Source organism: Pigmentiphaga daeguensis (genome assembly GCF_039523035.1).
Lineage (GTDB): Bacteria > Pseudomonadota > Gammaproteobacteria > Burkholderiales > Burkholderiaceae_B > Pigmentiphaga > Pigmentiphaga daeguensis.
The window spans coordinates 24468-47008 of sequence record NZ_BAAAEN010000030.1; the positions used below are offsets into that span (position 1 = coordinate 24468).

23 protein-coding genes are annotated in these 22541 nt (G+C 67.9%); 14 read left to right on the forward strand and 9 right to left on the reverse strand.

Annotated elements, in window-relative coordinates; genetic code table 11:
• Positions 1-61 precede the first annotated feature (61 nt).
• The 7 genes from ABD104_RS26170 (at position 62) to ABD104_RS26200 (ending at position 6662) form a co-directional block, all read left to right on the forward strand.
• Positions 62-1330 carry a carboxylesterase/lipase family protein gene (locus ABD104_RS26170; RefSeq protein ID WP_087839773.1) on the forward strand — a complete coding sequence of 423 codons (1269 nt, stop codon included), beginning with the start codon at positions 62-64 and terminating at the stop codon, positions 1328-1330.
• A gap of 25 nt (positions 1331-1355) precedes the next feature.
• The gene (locus ABD104_RS26175) at positions 1356-2315 is read left to right on the forward strand and encodes a Bug family tripartite tricarboxylate transporter substrate binding protein (RefSeq protein WP_087839774.1); all 960 of its coding nucleotides are present in this window, start codon (positions 1356-1358) and stop codon (positions 2313-2315) included.
• 61 nt (positions 2316-2376) lie between these two features.
• The gene (locus ABD104_RS26180) at positions 2377-3324 is read left to right on the forward strand and encodes a LysR substrate-binding domain-containing protein (RefSeq protein WP_165963352.1); all 948 of its coding nucleotides are present in this window, start codon (positions 2377-2379) and stop codon (positions 3322-3324) included.
• 123 nt (positions 3325-3447) lie between these two features.
• Complete coding sequence (pcaH, locus tag ABD104_RS26185; protein WP_087839776.1) at positions 3448-4179, forward strand: protocatechuate 3,4-dioxygenase subunit beta; 732 nt, start codon at positions 3448-3450, stop codon at positions 4177-4179.
• A 14-nt stretch (positions 4180-4193) separates the two neighbouring features.
• A complete protein-coding gene (gene pcaG / locus ABD104_RS26190; protein WP_343928484.1) occupies positions 4194-4835 on the forward strand; it encodes a protocatechuate 3,4-dioxygenase subunit alpha in 642 nt (213 codons plus the stop codon).
• A 223-nt stretch (positions 4836-5058) separates the two neighbouring features.
• Positions 5059-5322: a helix-turn-helix domain-containing protein gene (locus ABD104_RS26195; protein WP_087839777.1), complete on the forward strand. Its 264-nt coding sequence runs from the start codon at positions 5059-5061 to the stop codon at positions 5320-5322.
• Positions 5319-6662 (forward strand): type II toxin-antitoxin system HipA family toxin, encoded by a 1344-nt coding sequence (locus tag ABD104_RS26200; RefSeq protein ID WP_087839778.1) that lies wholly within the window; start codon positions 5319-5321, stop codon positions 6660-6662. Before ABD104_RS26195 ends, ABD104_RS26200 begins: the two co-directional genes overlap by 4 nt.
• 10 nt (positions 6663-6672) lie before the next feature.
• Here the strand turns inward: ABD104_RS26200 and ABD104_RS26205 are convergent, their stop codons facing one another.
• Positions 6673-7644: an alpha/beta hydrolase gene (locus ABD104_RS26205; RefSeq protein ID WP_087839824.1), complete on the reverse strand. Its 972-nt coding sequence runs from the start codon at positions 7642-7644 to the stop codon at positions 6673-6675.
• A gap of 2 nt (positions 7645-7646) precedes the next feature.
• Positions 7647-8639, reverse strand: coding sequence for a tripartite tricarboxylate transporter substrate binding protein (locus tag ABD104_RS26210; protein WP_343928485.1), 993 nt, complete (start codon positions 8637-8639; stop codon positions 7647-7649).
• A 123-nt stretch (positions 8640-8762) separates the two neighbouring features.
• Here ABD104_RS26210 and ABD104_RS26215 point away from each other — a divergent pair, with 123 nt between their 5' ends.
• Entirely contained in the window at positions 8763-9752 is a 990-nt protein-coding gene (locus ABD104_RS26215) for a LysR family transcriptional regulator (RefSeq protein WP_087839780.1), read from the forward strand.
• On the opposite strand, the gene ABD104_RS26220 is transcribed toward ABD104_RS26215, so the two are convergent.
• Positions 9718-10899: a Rieske 2Fe-2S domain-containing protein gene (locus ABD104_RS26220; RefSeq protein WP_343928486.1), complete on the reverse strand. Its 1182-nt coding sequence runs from the start codon at positions 10897-10899 to the stop codon at positions 9718-9720. The genes ABD104_RS26215 and ABD104_RS26220 overlap by 35 nt on opposite strands.
• A gap of 25 nt (positions 10900-10924) precedes the next feature.
• Positions 10925-11947, reverse strand: coding sequence for a Bug family tripartite tricarboxylate transporter substrate binding protein (locus ABD104_RS26225; RefSeq protein ID WP_132980639.1), 1023 nt, complete (start codon positions 11945-11947; stop codon positions 10925-10927).
• A gap of 168 nt (positions 11948-12115) precedes the next feature.
• On the opposite strand from ABD104_RS26225, the gene ABD104_RS26230 reads away from it, so the two are divergent.
• From ABD104_RS26230 to ABD104_RS26245, 4 genes are all read left to right on the forward strand, one after another.
• Positions 12116-12715 (forward strand): MarR family winged helix-turn-helix transcriptional regulator, encoded by a 600-nt coding sequence (locus tag ABD104_RS26230; protein ID WP_165963354.1) that lies wholly within the window; start codon positions 12116-12118, stop codon positions 12713-12715.
• 157 nt (positions 12716-12872) lie between these two features.
• The gene (locus tag ABD104_RS26235; RefSeq protein WP_087839783.1) at positions 12873-14042 is read left to right on the forward strand and encodes an ABC transporter substrate-binding protein; all 1170 of its coding nucleotides are present in this window, start codon (positions 12873-12875) and stop codon (positions 14040-14042) included.
• A gap of 33 nt (positions 14043-14075) precedes the next feature.
• Positions 14076-15008 carry a LysR family transcriptional regulator gene (locus ABD104_RS26240; protein ID WP_087839784.1) on the forward strand — a complete coding sequence of 311 codons (933 nt, stop codon included), beginning with the start codon at positions 14076-14078 and terminating at the stop codon, positions 15006-15008.
• 106 nt (positions 15009-15114) lie between these two features.
• Complete coding sequence (locus ABD104_RS26245) at positions 15115-16191, forward strand: Rieske 2Fe-2S domain-containing protein (RefSeq protein ID WP_343928487.1); 1077 nt, start codon at positions 15115-15117, stop codon at positions 16189-16191.
• A gap of 26 nt (positions 16192-16217) precedes the next feature.
• On the opposite strand, the gene ABD104_RS26250 is transcribed toward ABD104_RS26245, so the two are convergent.
• Positions 16218-17384 carry an ABC transporter substrate-binding protein gene (locus ABD104_RS26250; protein WP_343928488.1) on the reverse strand — a complete coding sequence of 389 codons (1167 nt, stop codon included), beginning with the start codon at positions 17382-17384 and terminating at the stop codon, positions 16218-16220.
• Positions 17381-18442 carry an aromatic ring-hydroxylating dioxygenase subunit alpha gene (locus ABD104_RS26255; protein ID WP_087839791.1) on the reverse strand — a complete coding sequence of 354 codons (1062 nt, stop codon included), beginning with the start codon at positions 18440-18442 and terminating at the stop codon, positions 17381-17383. The genes ABD104_RS26250 and ABD104_RS26255 overlap by 4 nt, the downstream gene beginning before the upstream one ends.
• Before the next feature lie 207 nt (positions 18443-18649).
• Between ABD104_RS26255 and ABD104_RS26260 the strand changes: the two genes are divergently transcribed.
• Positions 18650-19396, forward strand: coding sequence for a GntR family transcriptional regulator (locus ABD104_RS26260; protein ID WP_087839792.1), 747 nt, complete (start codon positions 18650-18652; stop codon positions 19394-19396).
• Positions 19397-19418: 22 nt separating this feature from the next.
• Here the strand turns inward: ABD104_RS26260 and ABD104_RS26265 are convergent, their stop codons facing one another.
• Both ABD104_RS26265 and ABD104_RS26270 read right to left on the reverse strand, forming a co-directional pair.
• Positions 19419-19943, reverse strand: a complete 525-nt coding sequence (locus ABD104_RS26265; RefSeq protein ID WP_279815402.1) for a GlcG/HbpS family heme-binding protein — start codon at positions 19941-19943, stop codon at positions 19419-19421.
• 41 nt (positions 19944-19984) lie between these two features.
• On the reverse strand, positions 19985-20959 hold the full coding sequence (locus tag ABD104_RS26270; protein WP_343928489.1) for a tripartite tricarboxylate transporter substrate binding protein: 975 nt from the start codon (positions 20957-20959) through the stop codon (positions 19985-19987).
• Between the two features lie 119 nt (positions 20960-21078).
• On the opposite strand from ABD104_RS26270, the gene ABD104_RS26275 reads away from it, so the two are divergent.
• Positions 21079-21999, forward strand: coding sequence for a LysR family transcriptional regulator (locus tag ABD104_RS26275; RefSeq protein WP_343928490.1), 921 nt, complete (start codon positions 21079-21081; stop codon positions 21997-21999).
• A 12-nt stretch (positions 22000-22011) separates the two neighbouring features.
• On the opposite strand, the gene ABD104_RS26280 is transcribed toward ABD104_RS26275, so the two are convergent.
• Entirely contained in the window at positions 22012-22464 is a 453-nt protein-coding gene (locus ABD104_RS26280; RefSeq protein ID WP_343928491.1) for a MarR family winged helix-turn-helix transcriptional regulator, read from the reverse strand.
• Positions 22465-22541 lie beyond the last annotated feature (77 nt).

Consider the following 22541-nt stretch of genomic DNA (forward strand, 5'->3'; position numbering starts at 1 on the left):
AGCCACGCGGTGGCCTTCGTCACTAAGATGCCCGGATCAGCACACGGGAGTCCGCCCCCCCATGGCATCCACCCTAGACGTCCAGCTTCCCCAGGGTACGGTACGCGGCCTGCGCGGCCCGGCCGTGAACCGCTACGGCGCCATTCCCTACGCGCGCCCACCGGTGGGCGCCTTGCGCTTTCGCGCGCCCGAGCCCGCCGACTGGAACGGCCTGCTCGACGCCACGGGCGTGGGCACGATCGCGCCGCAACGGCCGGCCCGGCTGCGCGACGTCATGGGCGACCTGGACGGCGAACAGTCCGAGGACTGCCTGCACCTGACGATCTGGACGCCCGCGGCAGACGGCGCCCCGCGGCCGGTGGTGGTCTGGATACACGGCGGCGCCTGGCAGAGCGGCGCCGGCGCCCTGCCCTGGTATGACGGCTCGCGCCTGGCCGAGGAAGGCGACGTGGTCGTGGTCGCCATCAACTACCGGCTGGGCGCCCCGGGCTGGCTGTGCCTGCCCGGGCTGCCGGCCAACCTGGGATTGCTGGACCAGGAAGCCGCCCTGGAGTGGGTGGTCCGCCATATCGGCGCGTTCGGCGGCGACGCCGGACGCATCACGGTGATGGGGCAGTCGGCCGGCGCGAGCTGCATCGCCGCGCTGTGCGGGCGCCAGCCGCGCTTCCACCGTGCCATCCTCCAGAGTGGCGCACTGGGCCGGGGCTTCCGCAGCCTGGAAGACGCTTACGCGCTCGGCCAATTGTTCATGGAAGCGGCCGGCGCGGCCGACCTGGAGGCGCTGCGCGCGCTGCCCATCGAACGACTGCTGGACGCCCAGCAAGCGCCTTCGGTCCTGTCCGCGCTCTCCGCCGGAAACTACGCCGGCCCCCTGTTCACCGTGGTCGCGGACGGCACGGTCGTGCCGCGCGATGCGCAGGCACGCATGGCCGACTGGGCCGGCGCCCGCGACGTGCTGGTCGGCACCACGCGCGACGAGATGGCGGCCTTCCCCGGCTACGGCACCGATGCCGATAGCCGCGCGGTAGGCGAAGCGGCATTTGGCGCCGGCTCGCGCCAGTGGGCCGACGACGCGCGGCGCGCGGGCCGCCAGGCCTGGTCGTACCGGGTCGACTTCGGCCCTACCGAGCGCTTCGGCGCCTGCCATTGCATCGAACTGCCGCTGCTGTTCGGCACGCTGGAGGCCTTCGGCCCGGCCCCCATGCTGGCCGGCGCCGATCCCGGCCACGTACGCGACCTGTCCGCGCGGATGCGCGCCGCGTGGCTGCGCTTCATACGCGGCGGCTCTCCCGGCTGGGACCCTGCCCCGGCGATGCAGATCTTCGATTGACCTCCTTCACTGCGAGACCATCACCATGACCGCTTTCCTCAGGCAGGCGCTGTGCGTCCTGTCGCTGCTGGCCGCCGGCCCCGCCCTGGCCGCCTGGCCCGACAAGCCCGTCCGCATCGTCGTGCCCAACACGCCGGGCGGCCCGGTCGACGTCACCATGCGGCTGCTGGCCACCGAGCTGTCCAGGAAATGGGGCCAGCCCGTCATCATCGAGAACAAGGCCGGCGCATCCGGCATGATCACCGGCGCGGCGGTCGCCTCGTCGCCGCCCGACGGCTACGTGCTGGGCACCATGCTCGCGGCGACCATGACCATCGTGCCCTTCGCGGTGGACAGGATGCCCTACGATCCGCGGAAGGACCTGGCCCCCGTCACGACCGTGGCGCGCACGCCCTTCATCTTCCTGGTCCCGAAGGACAGCCCCTTCAAGACCTGGAAGGATTTCGTCGACGCAGCGCGCCAGCGCGAGCTGAAACTGGGTTCCTACTCCATCGGCACGGGCTTCCACGTGGGCTGGGAACGCATCGCGCGCCAGGCCGGCATCAAGGTGCTCTACGCTCCCTCATCCTCGGCGGCCAAGACCCAGGGCGACCTGCTGGGCGGCATCCTCGACATCTCGTTCGATGCGCCTTCCAGCGCCAAGGGCCTGATCGACAGCGGCCGGCTGCGCCCCCTGGCCATCACCAGCGCGCAGCGCTTCAGCGGACTGCCCGACGTCCCCACGCTGGACGAGTCGGGCCTGAAGGGTTTCTCGACCGAACCCTGGTTCAGCCTGATGGCACGCGCCGGCACGCCCGACGACGTCATCGCGAAGATCCAGCGCGACGTCGCGGCCGTGCTGGCCACGCCGGCCATGCACAGGCAGATGGAAATGCTGGGCCAGGTGCCGGTGGCCGACACGCCGGCAGAATTGGCCGAGACCGTGCGCAAGGACCGCGCCGCCATGGAGCCGCTGGTCAAGGAGCTGGGCATACGGCTGCAGTGACGGCCGGCTGGCCCGCGGCACCGGAAGCCCGTACCATCACGGCTTTACGATGGCCGCCCGCATGACCTCGCCGCAACTCAACCGCATCCGCCTGCAACACATCCGCTGCCTGCTCGCCACCGCGCAGCACGGCAACATGCGCGCCGCGGCCGAGTTCCTGTCCATCACCCAGCCCGCCGTCAGCAAGATCATCAAGGAGCTGGAAGAGATCGTCGGCAAGCCGCTGGTGGTCCGCCAGCGCCACGGCGTCGCCCTGACGCCCGCGGGCATGGCCTTCGTGCAGCATGCGCGCCAAGGCGTGATGGCGCTGGAGATGGCGCTGGGCGAAGCCCGCGACCCCGAGGGAGACGCCGTCAAGCTGGGCGTACTGCCCTCGCTGGCGGTCGACCTGCCGCACGAGATCCTGCGCAGTTGGCGCGCGCGCGGGCGCCACGGCCCCGTGCGCCTGGAGACCGGCATGAATCCGGAGTTGCTGGCGCGGCTGCGTCAGGGCGAGCTGGACGTGGTCGTGGGCCGGCTGGCCGAGCCCGACCACATGCTGGAACTGCGCTTCGAGCCGCTGTGGAGCGAGCCGCTGGTCGTGGCCATGCGGCCGGAACACCCGCTGGCGCGCACCGAGTGGCAGGCCTGGCAGGCGCCGGCGCACCCGGTGATCCTGCCCTTGCCCGGCACCAGCATCTACCAGGCGGCCGACAGCTTCCTGGGCCAGTTGCGCTCCGGCGCCAGCCATGACCGCCTGGAAACCCTGGCCATCCCCTTGGCCCGCAATTTGGCCTTGAACAGCGATGCCCTGTGGTTCGCCTCGCTCAGCACCGTCAAGGCCGACCTCGAACAGGGCGTGCTGGTGGCGCGCCGCGTGCCCGGGGCCGCCACCGAGGCGGTCGGACTCTTCACCCAGGCGCAGCCGGGCACCAGCCGACCGCTGGCCGGGGACATGGCCGACACGGTGCGCGGCGTGGCCGTGCGCTGGCGGGCCGCGTGCGAAGACCTGGGCTGGGATCCCGCCTAAAGGCCGGCTGGGTTCCAAGATATTCCCTACCGTTATATCACGGCGGCATATTCTTCACTTGCCCCTGGACCGGGGCGTGACTACAGTTGCCCCTGCGAACATTCCCACAAACGGTACAGAGACATGAGCAATCCCCTTCTGCCTCCCTCGACGACCGGCGTCTTCGTGCAGCGCGACAGCGACGCGCACCCGCCCGCCTACACCCCCGGCTACAAGACCAGCGTGCTGCGCTCGCCGCGCAAGGCGCTGATCTCCAACGTCGGCACGCTGTCCGAGATCACCTCGCCCGTCTTCCGCCCCGAGGAACTCGGCCCCAAGGACAACGACCTGATCACCAACTTCGCCAAGGACGGCCTGCCCATCGGCGAACGCGTCATCGTCCACGGTTTCCTGCGCGACCAGTTCGGCCGCCCCGTCAAGAATGCCCTGATCGAAGTGTGGCAGGCCAACGCCAGCGGCCGCTACCGCCACAAGAACGACACCTACATCGGCAGCCTGGACCCCAACTTCGGCGGCTGTGGACGCATGCTGACCGACGAGAACGGCTACTACATGTTCCGCACCATCAAGCCCGGGCCCTACCCCTGGCGCAACCGCATCAACGACTGGCGCCCCTCGCACATCCACTTCTCCATCCTGGCCGACGGCTGGGCCCAGCGCCTGATCACGCAGCAGTACTTCGAAGGCGACCCGCTCATCCCGCACTGCCCCATCCTCAAGACCATCAGCAACGAAGAGCAGGTCCGCGGCCTGATCGCCATGCAGGACATCGGCAACTTCATCGCGCTGGACAGCCGCTGCTACCGCTTCGACATCACGGTGCGCGGCCGCACCGCCACCTGGTTTGAAAATTGATCGAGGGCAGGACCATGAGCACCCAAATCACCTTCCTTCCTGAAACCGCCTCGCAAACGGGCGGCCCGTACGTGCACATCGGCCTCGCTCCCAAGCAGGCCGGCTTCGACATCTTCGAAAACAACTTCGACAACAACCTGGTCAAGCCCGAGACCAAGGGCGAGCGCATCCGCCTCGAAGGCCAGGTGTACGACGGCAGCGGCACCGTGCTGCGCGACGTGCTGGTCGAGATCTGGCAGGCCAACGCCGCCGGCAAGTACGCCCATCCCGCCGACACGCAGGACAAGCCCATCGATCCCGCCTTCCGCGGCTGGGGCCGCACCGGCGCCGACTTCGACACCGGCTTCTACAGCTTCGAGACCATCAAGCCCGGAGCCGTCCCCGGCGCCAGGGCCGGCACGATGCAGGCCCCGCACATCTGCCTGATCCTGTTCGCCCGCGGCATCAACCTCGGCCTGCATACCCGCGTCTACTTCGAGGACGAGAAGGAAGCCAACGCCAAGGACCCCATCATCAACGGCATCGAATGGGAAGTCCGCCGCGACACGCTGATCGCCAAGCGCGAGGAGCGCGACGGCAAGGTGGTGTATCGCTTCGACATCCGTATCCAGGACACGCCGGACGGCGGCAAGGAAACGGTGTTTTTCGACGTCTGATCCAGCCGTCGCGAGTGGCCCGCCGGCAGGCGGGCCCCTGAATGCCCTCGATTCGGACGCTCTGGCGTCAAGAACGAGGGCATTTTTTGTAGCCACAAGGCTACGAAAATATGGCTTTCACAAAATTTTGTAGCCCATTGGTTACAAAATAGAATCGATGTTTGTGCCTCTGAGGCTACAGGAATGCTAGGATAGGCCAATATTGAGGCCCAGGGGCTACAAAATGACAACACTAGGAGATGTCGCAAGCATGTTGCGGTCGGCCCGCAAAGATAGCGGTCTGTCCCAGGAGGAAATGGCGCAGCGGGCCGGCGTGGCCCGCTCCACGCTGGCTCGCATGGAAACCGTCGCCCGCGGCGACATGAGCGTTTCTGCGCTAGTCCGATTGCTGGAAGCGGCCGGCTATGACCTGAAAGTGGTCAAGGCAGGCCATATCCGCACCTTGGACGATATCCTTGCGGAACAGCGCCAGCGAGGCGACTCATGAGGCTGGACGTCCACGTGCTCGGCCAACGCGTGGCCAAGCTCTTTCGCGAAGGCGACGAATACGTCTTGCAGTATGAACCCGGAACGCCGGACGACGCCTTCGTCAGCCTGGCCATGCCCGTGCGCAACGAACCCTGGCGCTGGCCGCGCGACCTGCATCCCTTCTTTCGCCAGAACTTGCCCGAGGGCCATCTGTTGAGCGTGATCCGGGAGGTCTTCGGACCACTCATGGATGGCACCGACCTGTCATTGCTGGCCATAGTCGGTGCCTCCGGAATCGGGCGCGTGGCGGTAACGGCCGAAGGTGCTGCGCCCGGTGCGGAACTCACGCCTCTGAACATCGAGGAATTACTCACCGCGGACAATACGGCTCAACACTTCGACGCCCTGGTCCGCCAGTATGCACGCAGCGCCATATCAGGCGTCGTGCCCAAGTTCCTCGCCCCGGCTTTCTCCACGAGCGGCGATGCGCCATCCCTGGGCAAGACAACGCTGCGCACGCCACGACACATCATCAAGGGCTCCGACGACGGCACTCCGTTCCTCGGATTCAACGAATTCCACAGCCTTTGGGTCCTGCGCCGCCTGAACGTCGTACCGGTCGTGCATACGCGGATGTCCGACGATGGCCGGGTCTTGATCGTCGACCGATTCGACCTGGACCAGACGGGCCGGCCCGTTCGTGGCGTCGAAGATGCCTGCAGCCTGCTCGGCCTGCCTCCCCACGAGAAATACGCGCCATCCACCGAACGCGTGCTCCACGCCACGCGCGCTTATATCCCGCCTGCCAACTCGAGATTCCAACTTCTTCACCTGGGCTGGCATCTGCTGGTGAACTATGTCGTCCGCAACGCCGACTGCCACGCCAAGAACATCGCCCTGTACTACACCTCGCGCGACGACGTGGCCTACACGCCCGTCTATGACGTGGTGACCACCCAGGCCTACCCCCAGTTCAGCAACAACGCGCCCGGCCTGTCCATCGACGGACGCAAGACCTGGACTCCAGGCAAAACGCTGGAGCGGTTCTTCGCGGCCCGGCTCGGCATACCTCCCAGCCAATACAAGGCCATGGTGGAACAACTATGCGAATCGGCCGTCGAGGTGGGCCGGGAAGTCATCGAGGCAGCCCGCAACGAACCGCGCTGGAGGTGGATCGCCAAGCAGATGGTGCACGCATGGAACGACGGCATGTGCGCGCTCCGGAGCCCGAGGATGGATGGGAAATATCGTGGCCTGGATGCCGCCATCGAGGAGGCCGGCTACGAAGCGGCCGACACGCCTCGATCCGCTGGCGAAGTCATCGGCCGCTCTGAATTGCTGGCTCGCCGCCGCACCTAGGGAAGCTGCGTCAGCCTGTCTGTGCCAGCCAGTCATGCACCAGGTCCGCGATGTCCAGACTGTTGCGGTCCATCATCAGCATGTGCGAGTTGCCCGGCATACCCAGTTCGGGCAGGGACATCAGGCGCACGTCGCCGTGGGTGGCGGCGAAGTCATGGATGCCGGCGCGCATGCGCGGCCAGCGCGGGTCGGTATCCATGTTGTCACCCATCACGACCAGCGTGGGAACGCGGTAAGGGCGATGCGGCTCCAGCGCGGGGATGCTGGCCGGCTCCAGCGCCACCACGGCCCGCACCAGGTCCGGGCGGGCGTGGGCCGCGCGCAGGCCGAACACGCCCGCTTGCGAATGGCAGACCACGATGGCCGGGCCGGTCTTCTCCAGCAAGGCCAGGTAGCCGGCCAGCACGGCCGCGTCGGTGCTGGTCCAGCGGGGCACCATCTGGCTGACCAGTCCGTCGAAGGCCTCCACCGGGAAGCGGGTGTTCGCATAAGCTTGTGAAGCGCGCCGTCCGGCTTCGCCGGGCTGGCCGATGCGGAAACGCTCGTAGATGTCCTCGGCGGTCTGGATGACGGGCGCCTCGGGCCAGACCTCGGGCACGCGCGCAAAGCCCGAGCGTCCGCGTTCGACGGCATCGCACAGGTAGCAGTCCCAGCCCCGCCGCAGGAAATAGTGCAGCCATCCCGGCCGGCCGTCCGGGGTGGTCTCCCAGGCCGCTCCCGTCATGCCTCCGCCGTGCCAGAACAGGATGGGCGCACGATCGGGCGCGGGGTCCGCCAGGAAGTATTGCGCGTACATCTGCTCGACGCGATAGTGGCCGTTGGGATCCACCCGCACGGGTTGCCCGCCTTCGGCCATCAGCAGTTCGCGCGTCGGCAGGCCCCGCAGCTCGATCTCGCGCCCGCCGACGTGGAAAGCGCCCATGTCCCGCAGCCGCAAGGGGCCGGCGCGCCCGGGCCGGACGTCGCCGGCGGCATGGTGCATGCTCATTCCGCGCGAATCTTGTTGGCCTGGATGATGGTTTTCCACTTCTCGTTCTCGCCTGCGATAAACCGGGCCAGGGCCTGCCGCGAGCCTGGCGCGACGTCCACGCCCAGTTGCTGCATGCGCGTCTGCACCTCGGGCGCCTTCAGCGCCGCCACGAAGGCCTGGTTCAGGCGGTCCAGCACCGCGTCGGGCGTGCGCGCCGGCGCCATGATGCCGAACCACGGGGTGATCAGGAAATCCGGGACGCCCGCCTCGGCGAAGGTCGGCACGTCGGGGATGGAAGGCGAACGCTTCTCGCTGGCCACCGCCAGCGCGCGCAGCTTGCCCGAGCGGATGCTGGGCAGCGACGCGGGCAGGTTGTCGAAGTACATGTCGACCTGCCCGCCAAGCAGGTCGGCCGCGACCTGGCCCGCCCCCTTGTACGGAATGTGCGTCAGCTCGATGCCGGCCTTGGTGTTGAGCAGTTCCGTCGCCAGGTGCGCCGAAGTACCGATGCCGGACGAGGCCGAGTTGAGCTTGCCCGGGTGCTCCTTGGCATAGGCGATCAGCTCGGCCACCGACTTGGCCGGCACCTTGGGATTGACGACCAGCACGCTGGGCACGGTGCCGATCATGGCGACCGGCGCGAAGTCCTTCACCACGTCATAAGGCGCCGGCGTATAGAGCGAGGGCGCGACCGCGCAGCCGAACGCGCACATCAGCAGCGTATAGCCGTTGGGTTCGGCGCGCGCCACGGCCTGGCCGCCAATGTTGCCGCTGGCGCCGACCCGGTTCTCGACGATCAGGGGCTGCCCCAGCGTCTTCGACAAGGTCTCGCCCAGCACCCGCGCCAGGATGTCCGGCGTCCCGCCGGGAGGATAGGGCACGACCACGGTAATGGGCTTGGCGGGAAAGTCGGCGGCCGCGACGGCGCCGCATGCTGCCATGGCGGCGATGCCGGCGGCCAGCGCCGCGGTCCAGCGGCGCGCGCGCGAATTCGGGGTACGGTTCATGGTGTCTCCAGGATGGGCCTTTTGGCGGCCGGATGCCGCGCACTATAGCCAGCGGCCCCGCTCGCCGGCCAATGCCGGGATCGCAAGACATCCATACCAGAATTGCTATAGTGTTTCCCGATCATGCCCACCAGACATACCCCTGCCGACCGCGCGAAACTGCCCAACCTGCGCCGGATGGACATGAACGCGCTCTTGACCTTCGACGCGCTCATGAAGACCCGCAGCGCCACCGCGGCCGCCGCGCTGCTGCACAAGACCCAGCCGGCGATCAGCCGCGAGCTGGCGCGGCTGCGGCGCACGCTGGACGATCCGCTGCTGGTGGTGACGAAAGGCCGCTTCACGCCCACCGAGCGCGCGCTGGAACTGCATGCCGTCGTGCGCGACGCGCTGGACCGCATCGAGCACGCGCTGAGCCCGCCCGAGGACTTCGATCCCGCCGGGGCCACCGGTACCGTCAACATCGGGACGGGGGCGCACATCGAACTGCTGCTGGGCGCGCCGCTGCTGCAGCGCCTGCGCGCGGCGGCGCCCCGACTGATCGTCCGCTTCCAGTCCGTGCACGGCGACTTCATACCCGACGACCTGGACGCGGAACGCATGGACATCGCCATCGGCCTCTTCAGCGAGGTTCCCCGGCGCTTCCATTCCATGCGTTTGTTCGCCGACCGCCGAGTCTGCCTGCTGTCGGCCACGCATCCCATGGCGCGGCGCAAGCGCCTGTCGCTGGACGAGCTGGACCGGCTGCAGTGGTTCGCCTTCGCGCAGATGTATGGCCGGCCCACCAACTTCGACCGGCTGCTCAAGCCGCGCCACCGCGACCTGGCGTTCTCGGCGTACCTGTCGGGCTTCGGCATCACGCCCTACGTGCTGCTAGAGACCGACTACGCGACCACCCTGCCGGCCTGCGTAGCCGAGGTGCACCAGCGGCACTTCCCGCTGGCCTCGATCGAACTGCCCGCGCCGCTGCGCGATATCGAGTTCTTCATGGTGTGGTCCAAGCGGCAGCACACCTCGCCCCTGCACACCTGGGTGCGGGGCGAGATCCTGCGGGTGCTGGAGGAAAGAACGGGCCGCGCTATTCCAGGAAATTCCCCGCCGCGAAAACGATAGGCGGTGCGTCCGGGTCGAAGCTCACGCCGATCGGGTCGCCGCCGGCCGCCACGATGTCCAGTTGCTGCTTGAACATGCGCCGCAGCAGGACCAGGCCGCGATCGGAGGTCGCCAGGTTCTCTTCCGAATGCCAGGCGATCGGCCCCTGGCTGACCTGGGCCTCGTAGTCCCCCGGCATGCGCTGGTGTTCCTCTTCGGTCAGTTCCTCCCACAGCTTGCCGTTCATGCGCGACCGCGAACGCGCGATGTCGCCCGCGCGGCGCACCCGGCCCGCCGTGTAGATCCGGAAGCTGGTGTCGTCGATGGGCAGGACCCAACCCAGCGACTCCACGGTGCCGTAGTGCGCCAGCCGGGGGCTGGGGATCACCCGCAAGGTGGGCAGCGCGGCCTCGCCCACGCGGCGCAGCGTCTTGCCGTCGTCCAGCCGCCGTACCGCCGTGGCGCTGACGCCCGCGTCCGTGTAGTCGAACGTGACCTCGGGCATCACACCCATCTGCGGCACGAATTGCGTGCCGCTGAAGCTCGAGTGCAGGATCGCGACGTGGAAGGGATCGACCACGTTCTCGAAGTGCTGCAGCCAGTTGCAGGGAATGATCTGCGGACCGCCTCCGCCTATGCTCTGGTCGTTGGCCTCGATGAACTCGCCCTGGGCCAGGTTCTCCAGCGCGGCGTAGCGCGGCAGGACCGGTTTCCTGGCAGGCGGCCCCATGTAGGCGAAGATCAGGCCGTAGCGTTCTTCGACGGGATACCAGGGCTGGCGGATGCGGTCGCGCGACAGGCCGCCCTGCGGCTCGCAGGGCTGGTCGGTGCAATGGCCCTGCACGTCGAACAGCCATCCGTGATAGCAGCAGCGTATGCCGCCGTCCTCGACGCGGCCGTAGTACAGCGAGGTGCCGCGATGGGCGCAGTGCGGATACAGCAGCCCGGGCCGCCCCTGGCGGTCGCGGAACAGGATCAGGTCCTCGCCCAGCGCGCGCACCTTGCGCGGCACCTCGCTCGCGTCGGCCGACACGCCGATGGGATGCCAGTAGCGGCGCAGCAGTTCGCCCATGGGCGTGCCCCGGCCGACCTGCGTCAGCGTGGCGTTGTAGGTGGCGGGCTTGCGCTCGTAGGCGGTGCCGGCATCCGGCAATGTCGTGGTCGTCATGTTCCCTCGTCCTCGTGTCCTGGTTTCAGTTCTTCAGCGTCACCCCGGCGGCATCCACCAGTTGCTTGAAACGGGCGTAGTCGGCGCGGGCATTGGCGATGAATTCATCTGGCCGGTTGGCCACCGGCCGGAATCCGAGATCGACGATGCGGGCGCGCACATCGTCCGTACGGGTGGCCGCCTGCAGGCTGGCCACGAGCTTGTCGCGCACCGCGGGCGGAATACCGGCGGGCGCGTAGGCGCCTATCCAGCCTTCGAGCTCGAAGCCTTTGAGCCCTTGCTCCAGAAACGTGGGAACGGCGGCGAGTATGGGCGCGCGCTGCCGCCCCGGCACGCCCAGGACCTTCATCTTCCCCGCCTGCGACATGTTGCGGGCGGTGCCCGGATTGGCCCAGGCCAGGTCCAGCCGGCCCGCTTCCATGTCCTGGTGGGCGATGGACTCGGTCTTGTAGGGCACGTGTATCAGCCCCGGGATGGCTTCGTGCCTGAGCAGCTCGCCGAACAGATGGGCGATCGTGCCGGTGCCCCAGGTGCCGTAGGTCAGGCTCGGGTGCTTCCTGGCATAGTCCTTCAGCTCGGCCAGGTTCGAGTACGGCGCCGAGGCGGCGGCCACCAGCACCGGGCCGGAGCCGATGGCGAGCTGCGACAGCGGCTGGAAATCCCTGGCCGCATCGTAGGGCAGCTTGTCGTGAAGGATGGGATTGTTGATGTGCGTCGTCTGCAAGGTGATGAGCAACGTATAGCCGTCGGGCGGCGCCTTGGCGACGGCGTCCGCGGCCAGGATGCCGCTGGCCCCCGGCTTGGGGTCCACCACCACCGGCTGGCCCCAGGCCAACCGGAGTTGTTCGGCATAGGCCCGGGCCAGCAGGTCGATCGGGCTGCCGCCCGGACCGTAAGGAATGATGCGCACCGGGCGCGAGGGAAAGCCGCCGGCGCCTGACGGCTGGGCATGCGCGGCGCCGGCCGCGAGCCAGGCCAGCGACGCGGCGGCAAGCGCTCGCAGGGCAATGCGGACGTGGGCTTGCCACGCACGGCGGATACAGGACATGGTGGTCTCCTCCGGGCCTGGAGCGCGATGGATCCGCCACGGCCCTTTATATGCAAACGCAACGATATTAAAATTAACGACATATCATTGCATTGTCAACGACATGCAAAGTCGCCCCGCCGCGCGCGGCCGCCCCTATCATTGGCGTTTCGCCTTCCCGCCCCAGCCATGCCCGCCGCAAAGAAGAAGCTCGCATCCTTCAAGACCCTGCCGGCCTTCCAGCTCGAGATGCTGGCCGCGCTCGTGGCCAGCCGCAACGAACTGCGGCACCAGCGCCGCTTCGGGCTGCGCAGCGTCGAGTGTCATGTCCTGGGCATCGTCGGCGCGCAGGCGCCCATCTCGTTGCGCCGGCTGTGCGCCGAACTCGGACTGGACAAGAGCCATGGCAGCCGCCTGGTCGCCAAGCTGGAAGAACGCGGGCTGCTGGAACGCTGCGACGACCCTGCCGACAAGCGTTCGTTCTATCTCCTCCTGACACCGCAGGGCGTGGACATGCACGCGCGCATCCATGCCGATGCGGTCGAGCGCAACGCCGAATGGCTGGAGGGGCTGTCCGCCGCCCGGCGTGGCGTGTTCCTCGAATGCGTCGCGCAATTGACTGCCCATTCCCAGGCCATGCTGGCACGGGAAGAAGCCGCGTCGGGGCAGCCGGCATCCCCGCGCCAGGAGGCCGGGGACGGCATCGAGACCCGCGGGCTCCTGCTGGTCGAACGAGCCAGGCTGCAGCAGTTGCACGAGCAATTGGCGGCGCTGCTGGCTCGCGGATAGGCCCGGCGCCATCTCGCGCATTTCGCCGGTAAATGCCGGGTATTTACGCTATTCGTTAGATTCCGCCCGGACCCCGGTAATACCGTCTCCTGGCCGGTGCCCGCCCGCGCGGGCCTGGAAGAACGGCCGCGAGCCGCCCAGAACGATGGAGACGATGATGCCCCTGAAAGTCCTTCCGGCCGCCGCGCTGCTGGCCGCCGCCTGTACCCTGCCCGCCTTCGCCCAGGCCCCCGTCAAGATCGGGTTCCTGGGCGAGTTCTCCGGCCCGCAGGCCGGCCTCGGCCAGGACATGTACGACGGCTTCATGCTGGGCATCCGGCAGGCCGGCGGCAAGCTGGGCGGCGTCCCCGTGGAGGTGCTGCGGGAGGACACGCAACTCAAGCCCGACGTGGCGGTGCAGGTGGCGCGCAAGCTGATCGAGAAGGACAAGGTGCCCATCATCGCCGGCATCACCTTCTCGAACATCATGATGTCGGTGCAGCCGCTGGCCACGCGGCGGGAGGTCTTCGTCATCGGCACCAATGCCGGACCTTCGCCGATCGCCGGCGACAAGTGCTCGCCCTACCAGTTCATCGTGTCGCGCCAGGGCGACCAGCAGGCCGAAGTGCTGGGCAAGTACGCGACGCAGCGCGGCTACAAGCGCGTGGTCATGATGGCGCCCAACTACCAGGCGGGCAAGGACGTGCTGGCCGGCTTCCGCCGCTACTTCAAGAACGAGGTCGTGGAAGAGATCCACACGCCGCTCGACCAGTTCGATTTCTCGGCCGAACTGTCGCGCGTCGCGGCCCACAAGCCCGATGCGGTCTTCGCGTTCTACCCCGGCAGCCCCGGCGTGAACTTCCTCCGCCAGTACCGCCAGCTAGGGCTGGCTGACCGCATCCCGCTGATGTCCGTCGCGGTGGTCGACGGCGTATCGCTGCCCGCGCTGCGCGAAGCGGCGCTGGGCGTGCTGCTGGGCAGCACCTGGGGCCCCGACCTGCCAGCCGAGGCAAACCGCCGCTTCGTGTCCGCGTTCGAGGCAGCCTATGGCCGCACGCCATCGGAATACGCCGCCACCAGCTACGATGCGGCCCGGCTGCTGGATGCGGCGATCGGCGCGGTCAAGGGCAACGTCGCGGACAAGCCCGCCTTCATGGCGGCGCTCAAGGCGGCCCGCTTCGACTCGGTGCGCGGCAACTTCAAGTTCGGCAACAACCATTTCCCCATCCAGGACCTGCACGTGTTCCAGGTCGTGCGCGACAGCGAGCACCAGGTCGCCCTCAAGACGGTGGAAACCCCGATGAAGGGAGTCCAGGACGCCTACCACGATGGATGTACCATGCGCTGACGGCGGACATGCCCTGAAGGCAGCTGCCGGGCCATGAACCTGAACACCCTGGACCTGAACCTGCTGCTTGTCTTCGACGCGGTGCTGCGCACCGGCAGCACCACCCTGGCCGGCGAGGAGCTGGGCCTGACGCAGTCGGCGGTCAGCAACGGACTGCGCCGGCTGCGCGCCGCCTTCGACGACCCCTTGTTCATCAAGACCGCGCAGGGCATGAGCCCGACGCCGATGGCCGAACGCCTGGCGCCGTCCCTGCGCGAGGGCCTGGACAGGATCCGGCAAGCCATCGACGACCGCGAGGATTTCGTGCCGGCCGCGTCGCAGCGCCAGTACGTCCTGTATGCCAGCGACACCGGCCAGCGCGTCTTCCTGCCCCGGCTGCTGGGTCGGCTGCGGCGCGAGGCCCCGGGCATACAACTGGTCACCTTGCAGGCCTCGCCCCGCGATGCGCCGCGGCTGATGGCCGCGGGCGAGATCGATCTCGCGCTGGGCTTCTTCCTGCATTTCCAGGCGGGTTTCTACCGCCAGAAACTGTTCAGCGACCACTACGTCTGCATGGCGGCAGCCGACCATCCCGCCATACGCGGTCCGATGACGCTGGCGCAGTACATGCACGCGCCACACGTGGTGTACCGCCCCGCCGTGGGCAGCCACGCGTTCTTCGAGGACGTCATCGACAAGCTGTTCTCCGAGCACAACCTGCGCCGCCAGGTGGTGCTGCAGGTCACTCATGGCCTGGGCCTGCCGGAAATCATCGCCGGCACCGACATGCTGGTGGCCGTTCCCGCCAGCCTGGCGCAGGCCTGCGCGGGCAGTCCCGGCGTGCGCTTCCTGCCGCTGCCGTTCGATGCGCCGCTGGTGGACATCACCCAGCAGTGGCACGAACGCTTCCACCGCGACCTGGGCCACGCCTGGCTGCGGCGGACCATTGCCGAGCTGTTCCAGGACGGCGGCGCCGCGCCCGCGTGAGCGCGGGCATTTGCGGCGGGAATCCGGGGTATTTCCACTATTCGTTGGCCGCGGCGGCGGCGCGCCGGTAGCGTGATGGCTTTCCAACGTCCACGGAAATACCGCCATGTCCGCGCCGTCCACCTCTCCCCTCATCCGCAACGCCTGGTATGCCGCCGCCACCTCGGCCGAGGTCGGCCGCACGCTGCTGGGGCGTCATCTGCTGGGAACGCCCGTCGTGCTGTACCGGACCGAGGCCGGTGAGCCCGTCGCCCTGCTCGATGCCTGCGCGCACCGGCAATTTCCCCTGTCGCGCAGCGCCCTGGTGGGCAACGACATCCGCTGCGGCTATCACGGCTTCACGTTCGACAGCAGCGGCGCATGCGTCCACATCCCCTCGTCCCCGCGCATTCCGCGCGATGCGCGCGTCCAGCGCTTCCCGCTGATCGAACGCCACGACATGCTGTGGATATGGCCGGGCGATCCCGCGCTTGCCGATTCCGCGCTGGTACCCGCCTGTCCTTGGCTGGACGGTTCGGCCAAGGTCTCGTACTACGCCCACCTGCGCGCACACTATCAGTTGCTGATCGAGAACCTGCTGGACTTCTCGCACGTGCCCTACGTCCATCACGACCAGCAGGGACACCCGGAACTGGCCCGCGTCATTCCCCGCGCGCGCGAGCACGGCGACACGGTGGTCAGCACGCGCATCATGCGCGAATCCAGCACGCCACCGCTGTGGTCGGACGTGATGGGGCTTCCCCTGGGTGCGCCCATGGACCATGACCAGCGCTTCGAATTCCGCGCGCCTTCCGCCGTCTGCATCCGCCAGGCCGTCTGGGCTTCGCAGGCCCCGGAGCAACGCTACCCCTTTTCGACTACCCATTTCATGACCCCCGACGGCTGCGGCGCCACGCACTACTGGTCGTGGGTGTCCCTGGAATGGGAAGGGGTGGATCCGGCCACGCTCGAACGCATGGACCGCGGCGCGCGGGAAGTGGCGGACCAGGACGTGGTGGCGCTGGAAGCCCAGCAGGCCTTGCACGACCGCCTGCGCGACGGCGCGGTGGCCCATGGGGTGGTCAGCGTTCCTTTCGATGCCGGTTCGCTGCTGACCCGCCAGGTGCTGGCGCGCATGGCGGAGCGGGAACGCGCGGCGGCACGAACCGGCGAAGCGCTTTCCCGCGTCAGTTCTCCTTCGTGACGACGCGTGCAGAACGGCCGGGCCGCTCAATCCATCCGGCACTCCTGCGCGAAGGAGTCGTGGCTGCGTTCGAAGATGACCCCCTTGCTGGAAAGTGCCGCCTTCCCGTCCGCCCCCTTGACCACGTCCACCCGGTAGAACGGTGAGATCGGGAACTGGTTGGTGTTGAACGCAAAGTACCCGCGCACCGACTGGAAGTCCGCCGCCTTCAACGCCGCGCGGAACGCCGCCTTGTCCTCGACATTGCCGCCGGTGCGGCGCAGCGCCGAGGCGATCAGGCGCGCGGCATCGTAGGACTGGGCCGCATACAGAGAAGGCTCGCGGCCGTACTTCTTGCGGAAGGCGCCGGCGAACTCGCGGTTCGCGGCATTGTCCAGATCCGGCGCGTAGGGCGAACTCGTGACCGCGCCCAGCGCCAGGTCGCCCAGGGCCGGCAGCGTGGAGCCATCGATGGTCGAGACCGAGATCATCGGGATCTTCGTCATCAGGCCGGCCTGCTGGTACTGCTTGGTGAAGTTCACTCCCATGCCGCCCGGGTAGAACGTATAGATCGCATCCGGCTTGGCCGCGGCCAGGTTGGAGATCTCCACCGAATAGTCCGGCTGGTTCACCCGGCTGAAGGCCTCGCCCAGGATCTCGCCCTTGTAGGTGCGCTTGAACCCTTCCATGGCGTCCTTGCCCGCCTGGTAGTTGGGCGCCAGCAGATAGACCCGCTTGAAGCCCATGCGGTTGACCAGTTCGCCGGCCGCTTCGTGCAACTGGTCGTTGTTCCACGACGTGGAGAAGAAAAAGGGCGAACAGCCCTTCCCCGTGATCGGCGTCGGGCCGGCGTTGGAGCCGACCAGGAAGACCTTCCCTGACGTGATGGGCCGATGCACGGCCATCATGACGTTCGAGAACACGATGCCGGTCACGATGGGGACCTGGTCCCGCACCAGCAGCTGGCGCGCGATCTGCACGCCCTTCTCCGGCTTCATCTCGTCGTCCTCGCGCAGGACCTTGACCTCGACGCCGCCCAGCCGGCCGTTCTCCTGGTCCACGGCCAGCATGAAGCCGTCGTACTGGTCGGCGCCCAGCGCCGCGCCCGGGCCCGAGAAGGTCGACAGGAAACCGATCTTCACCGGCGCCGCGGCGGCTGCGCCGCAGGCGAACAGCGCGGCCAGAACGAGGGATCGCGATACGTGCATGGTCATGCTCCTGCTCCTGGGGGGTGGCCGGCTTCGGCCTGGGTTTCCGCCGCGATCATCCGCTTGACCGCGCGCCGCATGTGGATACGGGCCGCGTCCGAGACGATGTCGATCAGGCCCTGTTCGCCGCGGTCGGTCAACATGGCCTGCTGGGCCTCGACGATGGCCTTGTCTTCGCGGAACGCCGTGTCGATCTCGTGGAACAGCGCATTGGTCGCGGTGGGGTCGTCCTGGCGATAACCGTTGGCCGCCGACCAGAAATAGAAGCAGGTAGTCTCGGTTTCCGGCGTCAGCCCGTGGAAGATGCGCAGCGAAAAACCCGGCTGGTTGCGGTTTTCCACCGCGCCCTTGCCGCTGTCTATGCCGCCGGTCCACTGCAGCACCGTGCCAGGGGCGATGTACTGGAACTCCATCCACCGATCGATGCGATCGGCCAGGGACACCGCCTTGGTGTAGGTAGGAGGCGGTGCGGAGTCCATCAGCCAGCGGATGAAGTGCAGGCCGTCGTCAGTGGGTGTGACGGTCATCCTGGCCTCGACGTGCGCCTTCGGATTGCCGCCGATGGTGTTCTTGTGGACGAAGGCCAGGTGGGTCAGGTCCATCAGGTTGTCCACCAGCAGCATGGAGCTGGCCTTGACGTGATAGACCTGGCACTTGTGCGGCCAGGCGGCGTGATCGTTGTGGAAGGGGTAGGAGACGATGCGGGCGGGATCGGCCTGCTCCGGCTCGCCCAGCCATATCCACACGAGCTCGTCCTGCTCGACCACCGGGAACGACTGCACCCTGGCCTTGGGCGGGATCGAGGCCTGGCCGGGAATGCGGACACAGGCGCCCGCCGCGTCGAACACCATGCCGTGATAGCCGCACTCCAGGCCCTCCGGCACGACCTGGCCGAACCGCAGGGGCGTGCCGCGGTGGCAGCACCGGTCGAGCAAGGCAGCCACCTTGCCCGTGCCCGGATCCCGGAACAGCACGACGGGAACACCGCACAGGGTGCGGGGGAAGGGCGCCGCCTCCACCTCGCTCGCCCAGGCGGCAACGTACCAGGCATTCTTGACGAACATTTCGCCTCCTTTGGCGGACGATGAGGAAACTTTTTTACGGAATCATGTTCTTTATTTTCCAATCAGCGTATACGTAAAATTTGAATAAAACAATTTTTTGCTTATTTATTACGCATAAACCCCTATTTTTGTATACGTAACGTATCCGAAGAATGAGGAACGAAGGTTCTGGACCATAATTGCCGCTTCCCTGCCTCCCGCTCTCACATGGACATCGATCCCAACCTGTCGCAAACAGAAAGAGCCGTCTACGGACTGCGCGGCCTGATCGTTCAAGGCAAGCTCAAACCCGGCGACCGGGTGCTGGAACAGGCGCTGGTCGACGCCTTCGGCGTGTCGCGCACGCCGGCCCGCGCCGCCATGCAGCGCATCAGCGAGGAAGGACTGATCTCCCTCCAGCCCTCGGGCGGCTATGTGGTGTCCAGCTTCACGGAAGACGATGTGTTCGACGCCATCTCGATCCGCGGCACGCTGGAGGGCATGGCGGCGCGCATGGCTGCCGAGAAAGGCGCGCCGGCGCGCGTCCTCAAGGCCATGCACGAATGCCTGGAAGAACTGGATGCGGTGGTGGGATCGTCCGATGTCGCCGGGCGCCAGAACGACTACGTCGTCCTGAACGACCGGCTGCATGAACTGATCTGCGGCGCCGCGCAAAGCCCCATGGTGGCCCGGGCGCTCGAGCGGCTGGTGGCCATTCCCTTCTCGGTCAACAACTCGTTCACCGACGTTCCCGCGTCGGCGAAGGCCGGCGTGCGGGACATCCTGCGCGGCGCGCAGGAGCAGCACCGCAACATCGTCGACGCTATCGAGAATCGGGAAGGCACGCGCGCACAGGCGCTGATGATCGAGCATTCGCGCTCGACGTGGAAATACCTCGACCTGATGCTGCACCTGCCGGAGCCGGGCACGCTCCCCGGCGGGCTGGAAGCGGCGCTGCGCGCCCGCCGGACCTGAAGGCGGGCGCGGCCGCGGCTGTCTACAGGGCGCGGTCGCCCAGTCCCACCTTGGCGTAGATTTCGTTGATGTGCCGCTTCACGTCCTCCGGCGTGTCGTCGGTGGCGGGCTTGTGCGCCCAGCCGGCCTTCTCGCGCGCGTAGCGGCCGATGACTTCGTCCTGGTCGGAGGTCGCGCCGCTGATGCCGTAGGCGCCCACCATCTCGTCGCCCTTGAACACGGGCGCGCAGCCGCCGGAGACGACGATCTGGCCGCCGGTGAATACCGAGGCATTGATCAGCATCTGCGGATTGCGTTCCTTGAACCATTGCTGGATGAGCAGTCCATCCTGGAAGCGCGGGCTCATGGAACGGAAGGCCGCCACGGTATAGGCCTTGGCGCGCGCCGTGTCGGGGGTGATGAAGCCCGCGTCGTCCATGCGCTCCAGCGCGATCAGGTGCCCTTCGGCGCTGACGACCGCGATCGACACCGGCACGCCCATCTCCAGCGCCTTTTCCTGCGCCGCGCGCATGAACTCCCGGCATTCGGCCAGTTGGATTCTTGCCATGCTTGTCTTGCTCCTGTGGTGATGATGAGGCCCGCGTGGGGCTATTCCAGCTTGACGCCCGCCGCCTGCATGACCTCGGCCCACTTGTCGACCTCGGCCCGGATGTAGCGGGCGGTTTCCTCGGGACCGGCCTTGACCGGTTCGATGCCTTGCGCGCGGAACTGCGCCCGCAGGTCCGGCGTATCCAGCGCGGACTGGATGGCCGCGGACAAGCGCCGCCCGACCACCTCGGGAGTGCCTGCCGGTGCCGCCAGGCCGAACCAGACCGAGGTGTCGAAGTCTTTCAACCCCAGCTCCGACAAGGTCTTCAGGTCGGGCAGCGCGGCGATGCGGTCCTTGCTGGCCGCCGCCAGCGCCACCAGCTTGCCGGACTGGATGTGCGGCAGCGCGGTGGACGCGGGCGCGAACATGATGGCGACCTGCCCGCCCAGGAGATCGGCCATGGCCGGCGAACTGCCCCGATAGGGCACGTGCAGCAACTGCACGCCCGCCTTGCTGGCGAACAGTTCTCCCGCCAGGTGCGGCGAGGTGCCGTTGCCCGACGAGGCGAAGGTGATGCCGCCGGGCCGGGCCTTGGCGGCGCGGATCAGGTCGTCCACCGACTTCAGGCCGCGGGACGGATGGGCGACCAGCACGTTGGGCACGTTGCCCACCAGCCCCACCGGCGCGAAGCTCTTGACCACGTCGACCAGGTCGGGGTTGCGCGAACTGGAGTTGATGGCGTTGGCGATGGTCACGACGAACAGCGTATAGCCGTCGGCGGGCGCATTGGCGGCGGCGCGCGCCGCGATGTCGCTGCTCGCGCCTGGCCGGTTCTCGACCACGACGCTCTGGCCCAGCTCCGCGGCCAGCTTGCCGGCGACCAGGCGCGTACCCACGTCGGTGGAACTGCCCGGCGGAAAGCCGACCAGGATCCGGATGGGCTGGGAAGGGTATTTGTCCTGCGCGCCGGCCGCCGCCGGCACGCACGCGGATGCGGCCACGCAGAACGCGGCCAGCCATGTGCGGTGATTCATCGTGTCTCCCTGGACCGGGGCCGGTCCGCCCGGCCACTCTCATGATGGATGGCCGTATTACACGATCGGCTCACTTATAATTCAAACGAATATTTCTTATCCAGAAATGAGCTGATCTCATGAATTTGACGGTGCGGCAGTTGCAGGCCTTCGTGCTGGTCTCGCGTCTCGGCAGCTTCACCAAGGCGGCCCACGCCATGCACGTCACGCAGTCGGCACTCAGCCTGCTGGTACGCGAACTCGAAACGGGACTGGGGACGCGGCTGGTCGACCGCACCACGCGCAGCGTCAGCGTCACGGCCGTGGGCCGCGAATTCCTGGCCAGCGCCGAGCGCATCCTGGACGACATCGGCCATGCCATCGCCAACGTCGACCAGTGGGTGGCTCATCAGCGCGGGCGCGTGGTCGTGGCTGCGCCGCTCGTGCTGTCCGGCACGCTGCTGCCGCCGCTGGTCGCGGACTTCCGGGCGGCCCATCCCGGCATCGAGCTCGTCCTGAAGGACTCGCTGCCGGACGAGGTGCTGCCGCAGGTCCGCAGCGGCGCGGCCGACCTGGGCATAGGAACGTTCCGGCGCACCGAGGCCGAGTTGCGGCACACGCAATTATTCGAGGAATCACTGGTCGCGATATTTCCGGTGGACCATCCGTTCGCCCGAGCACGGCGCCTGCCCTGGCGCCGGCTGGAACAGGAGCGCCTGCTGACGCTGCCGCGCGGCAGCGTATTCCGCGAGCTGGCCGAGCGGGGCTGCAATGCGGCGGGCATGGCGCTTGATCCGGCGGGGGAAGCGACCTACGTCGGCACGCTGATCGGACTGGTCTCCGCGGGACAAGGGGTGGGCATCGTGCCCGGCTACGCGACCGCGCTGGCCGACCGGCGGGTCATCGCCTGGAAGCCCTTGCAGGACCCGGTCGTGCGGCGCGAGGTGTCGATCGTGCACCGCGCCACCGTGGCGGTCTCACCCGCGGCGCAGGCCTTCATGGAGTTCGTCCTGGGACACGCCGGCATCCGGCGGCTGCGGCGCGCGTCCGCCAGGGATTGACAAGGACGCCGTTCAGTCCGTCTCGCCGTCGTCGAAGCGTGCGAGCAGCCGGGTCAGCAAGGGCTTGATCGCACGCAATTCCTCCAGGTGCGCCGCCGACAGTTCCTCCAGCAGTTGCTCGGCATGCGCGGTCAGCACGAGCCGGACCTTGCGTCCGTCCTCGGGGTCCGCCATGCGCGCGACCAGGTCCATGCGCACCAGCCGCCCGGCCAGCTCCGCGGCCGAATGCGGCTTGATCAGCAGGCGCTCGGCGATCTCCCCCACGTACAGCCCGTCGCGCCCCGGCGCGCCCTTTATCGCCAGCAGCGCCTGATGCTGCTGCGGCGCGAGGCCGATGGCATGCGCCGCGTCCTCGCTGAATGCGATGAACCGGCGCAAGGCATAGCGGAACTCGGCCAGCAGCGCATAGTCGGCCGTCGACAGGCTGGGCCGCGCGGCGCGCGACGAGGAAGCGATCTTCTTCACCCGGGGCATTCTAATATATGTCGTGGTACGATATATATGGCGATCCCGAGCCCGGGGCGCCCCTTCCCTGCCTCTTC

What these genes read in the sequence shown, in the direction of transcription:
- ABD104_RS26170 (WP_087839773.1), top strand. Translation starts at nt 62, where the DNA reads ATGGCATCCACCCTAGACGTCCAGCTTCCCCAGGGTACGGTACGCGGC.
- ABD104_RS26175 (WP_087839774.1), top strand. Translation starts at nt 1,356, where the DNA reads ATGACCGCTTTCCTCAGGCAGGCGCTGTGCGTCCTGTCGCTGCTGGCC.
- ABD104_RS26180 (WP_165963352.1), top strand. Translation starts at nt 2,377, where the DNA reads ATGACCTCGCCGCAACTCAACCGCATCCGCCTGCAACACATCCGCTGC.
- pcaH (WP_087839776.1), top strand. Translation starts at nt 3,448, where the DNA reads ATGAGCAATCCCCTTCTGCCTCCCTCGACGACCGGCGTCTTCGTGCAG.
- pcaG (WP_343928484.1), top strand. Translation starts at nt 4,194, where the DNA reads ATGAGCACCCAAATCACCTTCCTTCCTGAAACCGCCTCGCAAACGGGC.
- ABD104_RS26195 (WP_087839777.1), top strand. Translation starts at nt 5,059, where the DNA reads ATGACAACACTAGGAGATGTCGCAAGCATGTTGCGGTCGGCCCGCAAA.
- ABD104_RS26200 (WP_087839778.1), top strand. Translation starts at nt 5,319, where the DNA reads ATGAGGCTGGACGTCCACGTGCTCGGCCAACGCGTGGCCAAGCTCTTT.
- ABD104_RS26205 (WP_087839824.1), bottom strand. Translation starts at nt 7,644, where the DNA reads ATGCACCATGCCGCCGGCGACGTCCGGCCCGGGCGCGCCGGCCCCTTG.
- ABD104_RS26210 (WP_343928485.1), bottom strand. Translation starts at nt 8,639, where the DNA reads ATGAACCGTACCCCGAATTCGCGCGCGCGCCGCTGGACCGCGGCGCTG.
- ABD104_RS26215 (WP_087839780.1), top strand. Translation starts at nt 8,763, where the DNA reads ATGCCCACCAGACATACCCCTGCCGACCGCGCGAAACTGCCCAACCTG.
- ABD104_RS26220 (WP_343928486.1), bottom strand. Translation starts at nt 10,899, where the DNA reads ATGACGACCACGACATTGCCGGATGCCGGCACCGCCTACGAGCGCAAG.
- ABD104_RS26225 (WP_132980639.1), bottom strand. Translation starts at nt 11,947, where the DNA reads ATGTCCTGTATCCGCCGTGCGTGGCAAGCCCACGTCCGCATTGCCCTG.
- ABD104_RS26230 (WP_165963354.1), top strand. Translation starts at nt 12,116, where the DNA reads ATGCCCGCCGCAAAGAAGAAGCTCGCATCCTTCAAGACCCTGCCGGCC.
- ABD104_RS26235 (WP_087839783.1), top strand. Translation starts at nt 12,873, where the DNA reads ATGCCCCTGAAAGTCCTTCCGGCCGCCGCGCTGCTGGCCGCCGCCTGT.
- ABD104_RS26240 (WP_087839784.1), top strand. Translation starts at nt 14,076, where the DNA reads ATGAACCTGAACACCCTGGACCTGAACCTGCTGCTTGTCTTCGACGCG.
- ABD104_RS26245 (WP_343928487.1), top strand. Translation starts at nt 15,115, where the DNA reads ATGTCCGCGCCGTCCACCTCTCCCCTCATCCGCAACGCCTGGTATGCC.
- ABD104_RS26250 (WP_343928488.1), bottom strand. Translation starts at nt 17,384, where the DNA reads ATGACCATGCACGTATCGCGATCCCTCGTTCTGGCCGCGCTGTTCGCC.
- ABD104_RS26255 (WP_087839791.1), bottom strand. Translation starts at nt 18,442, where the DNA reads ATGTTCGTCAAGAATGCCTGGTACGTTGCCGCCTGGGCGAGCGAGGTG.
- ABD104_RS26260 (WP_087839792.1), top strand. Translation starts at nt 18,650, where the DNA reads ATGGACATCGATCCCAACCTGTCGCAAACAGAAAGAGCCGTCTACGGA.
- ABD104_RS26265 (WP_279815402.1), bottom strand. Translation starts at nt 19,943, where the DNA reads ATGGCAAGAATCCAACTGGCCGAATGCCGGGAGTTCATGCGCGCGGCG.
- ABD104_RS26270 (WP_343928489.1), bottom strand. Translation starts at nt 20,959, where the DNA reads ATGAATCACCGCACATGGCTGGCCGCGTTCTGCGTGGCCGCATCCGCG.
- ABD104_RS26275 (WP_343928490.1), top strand. Translation starts at nt 21,079, where the DNA reads ATGAATTTGACGGTGCGGCAGTTGCAGGCCTTCGTGCTGGTCTCGCGT.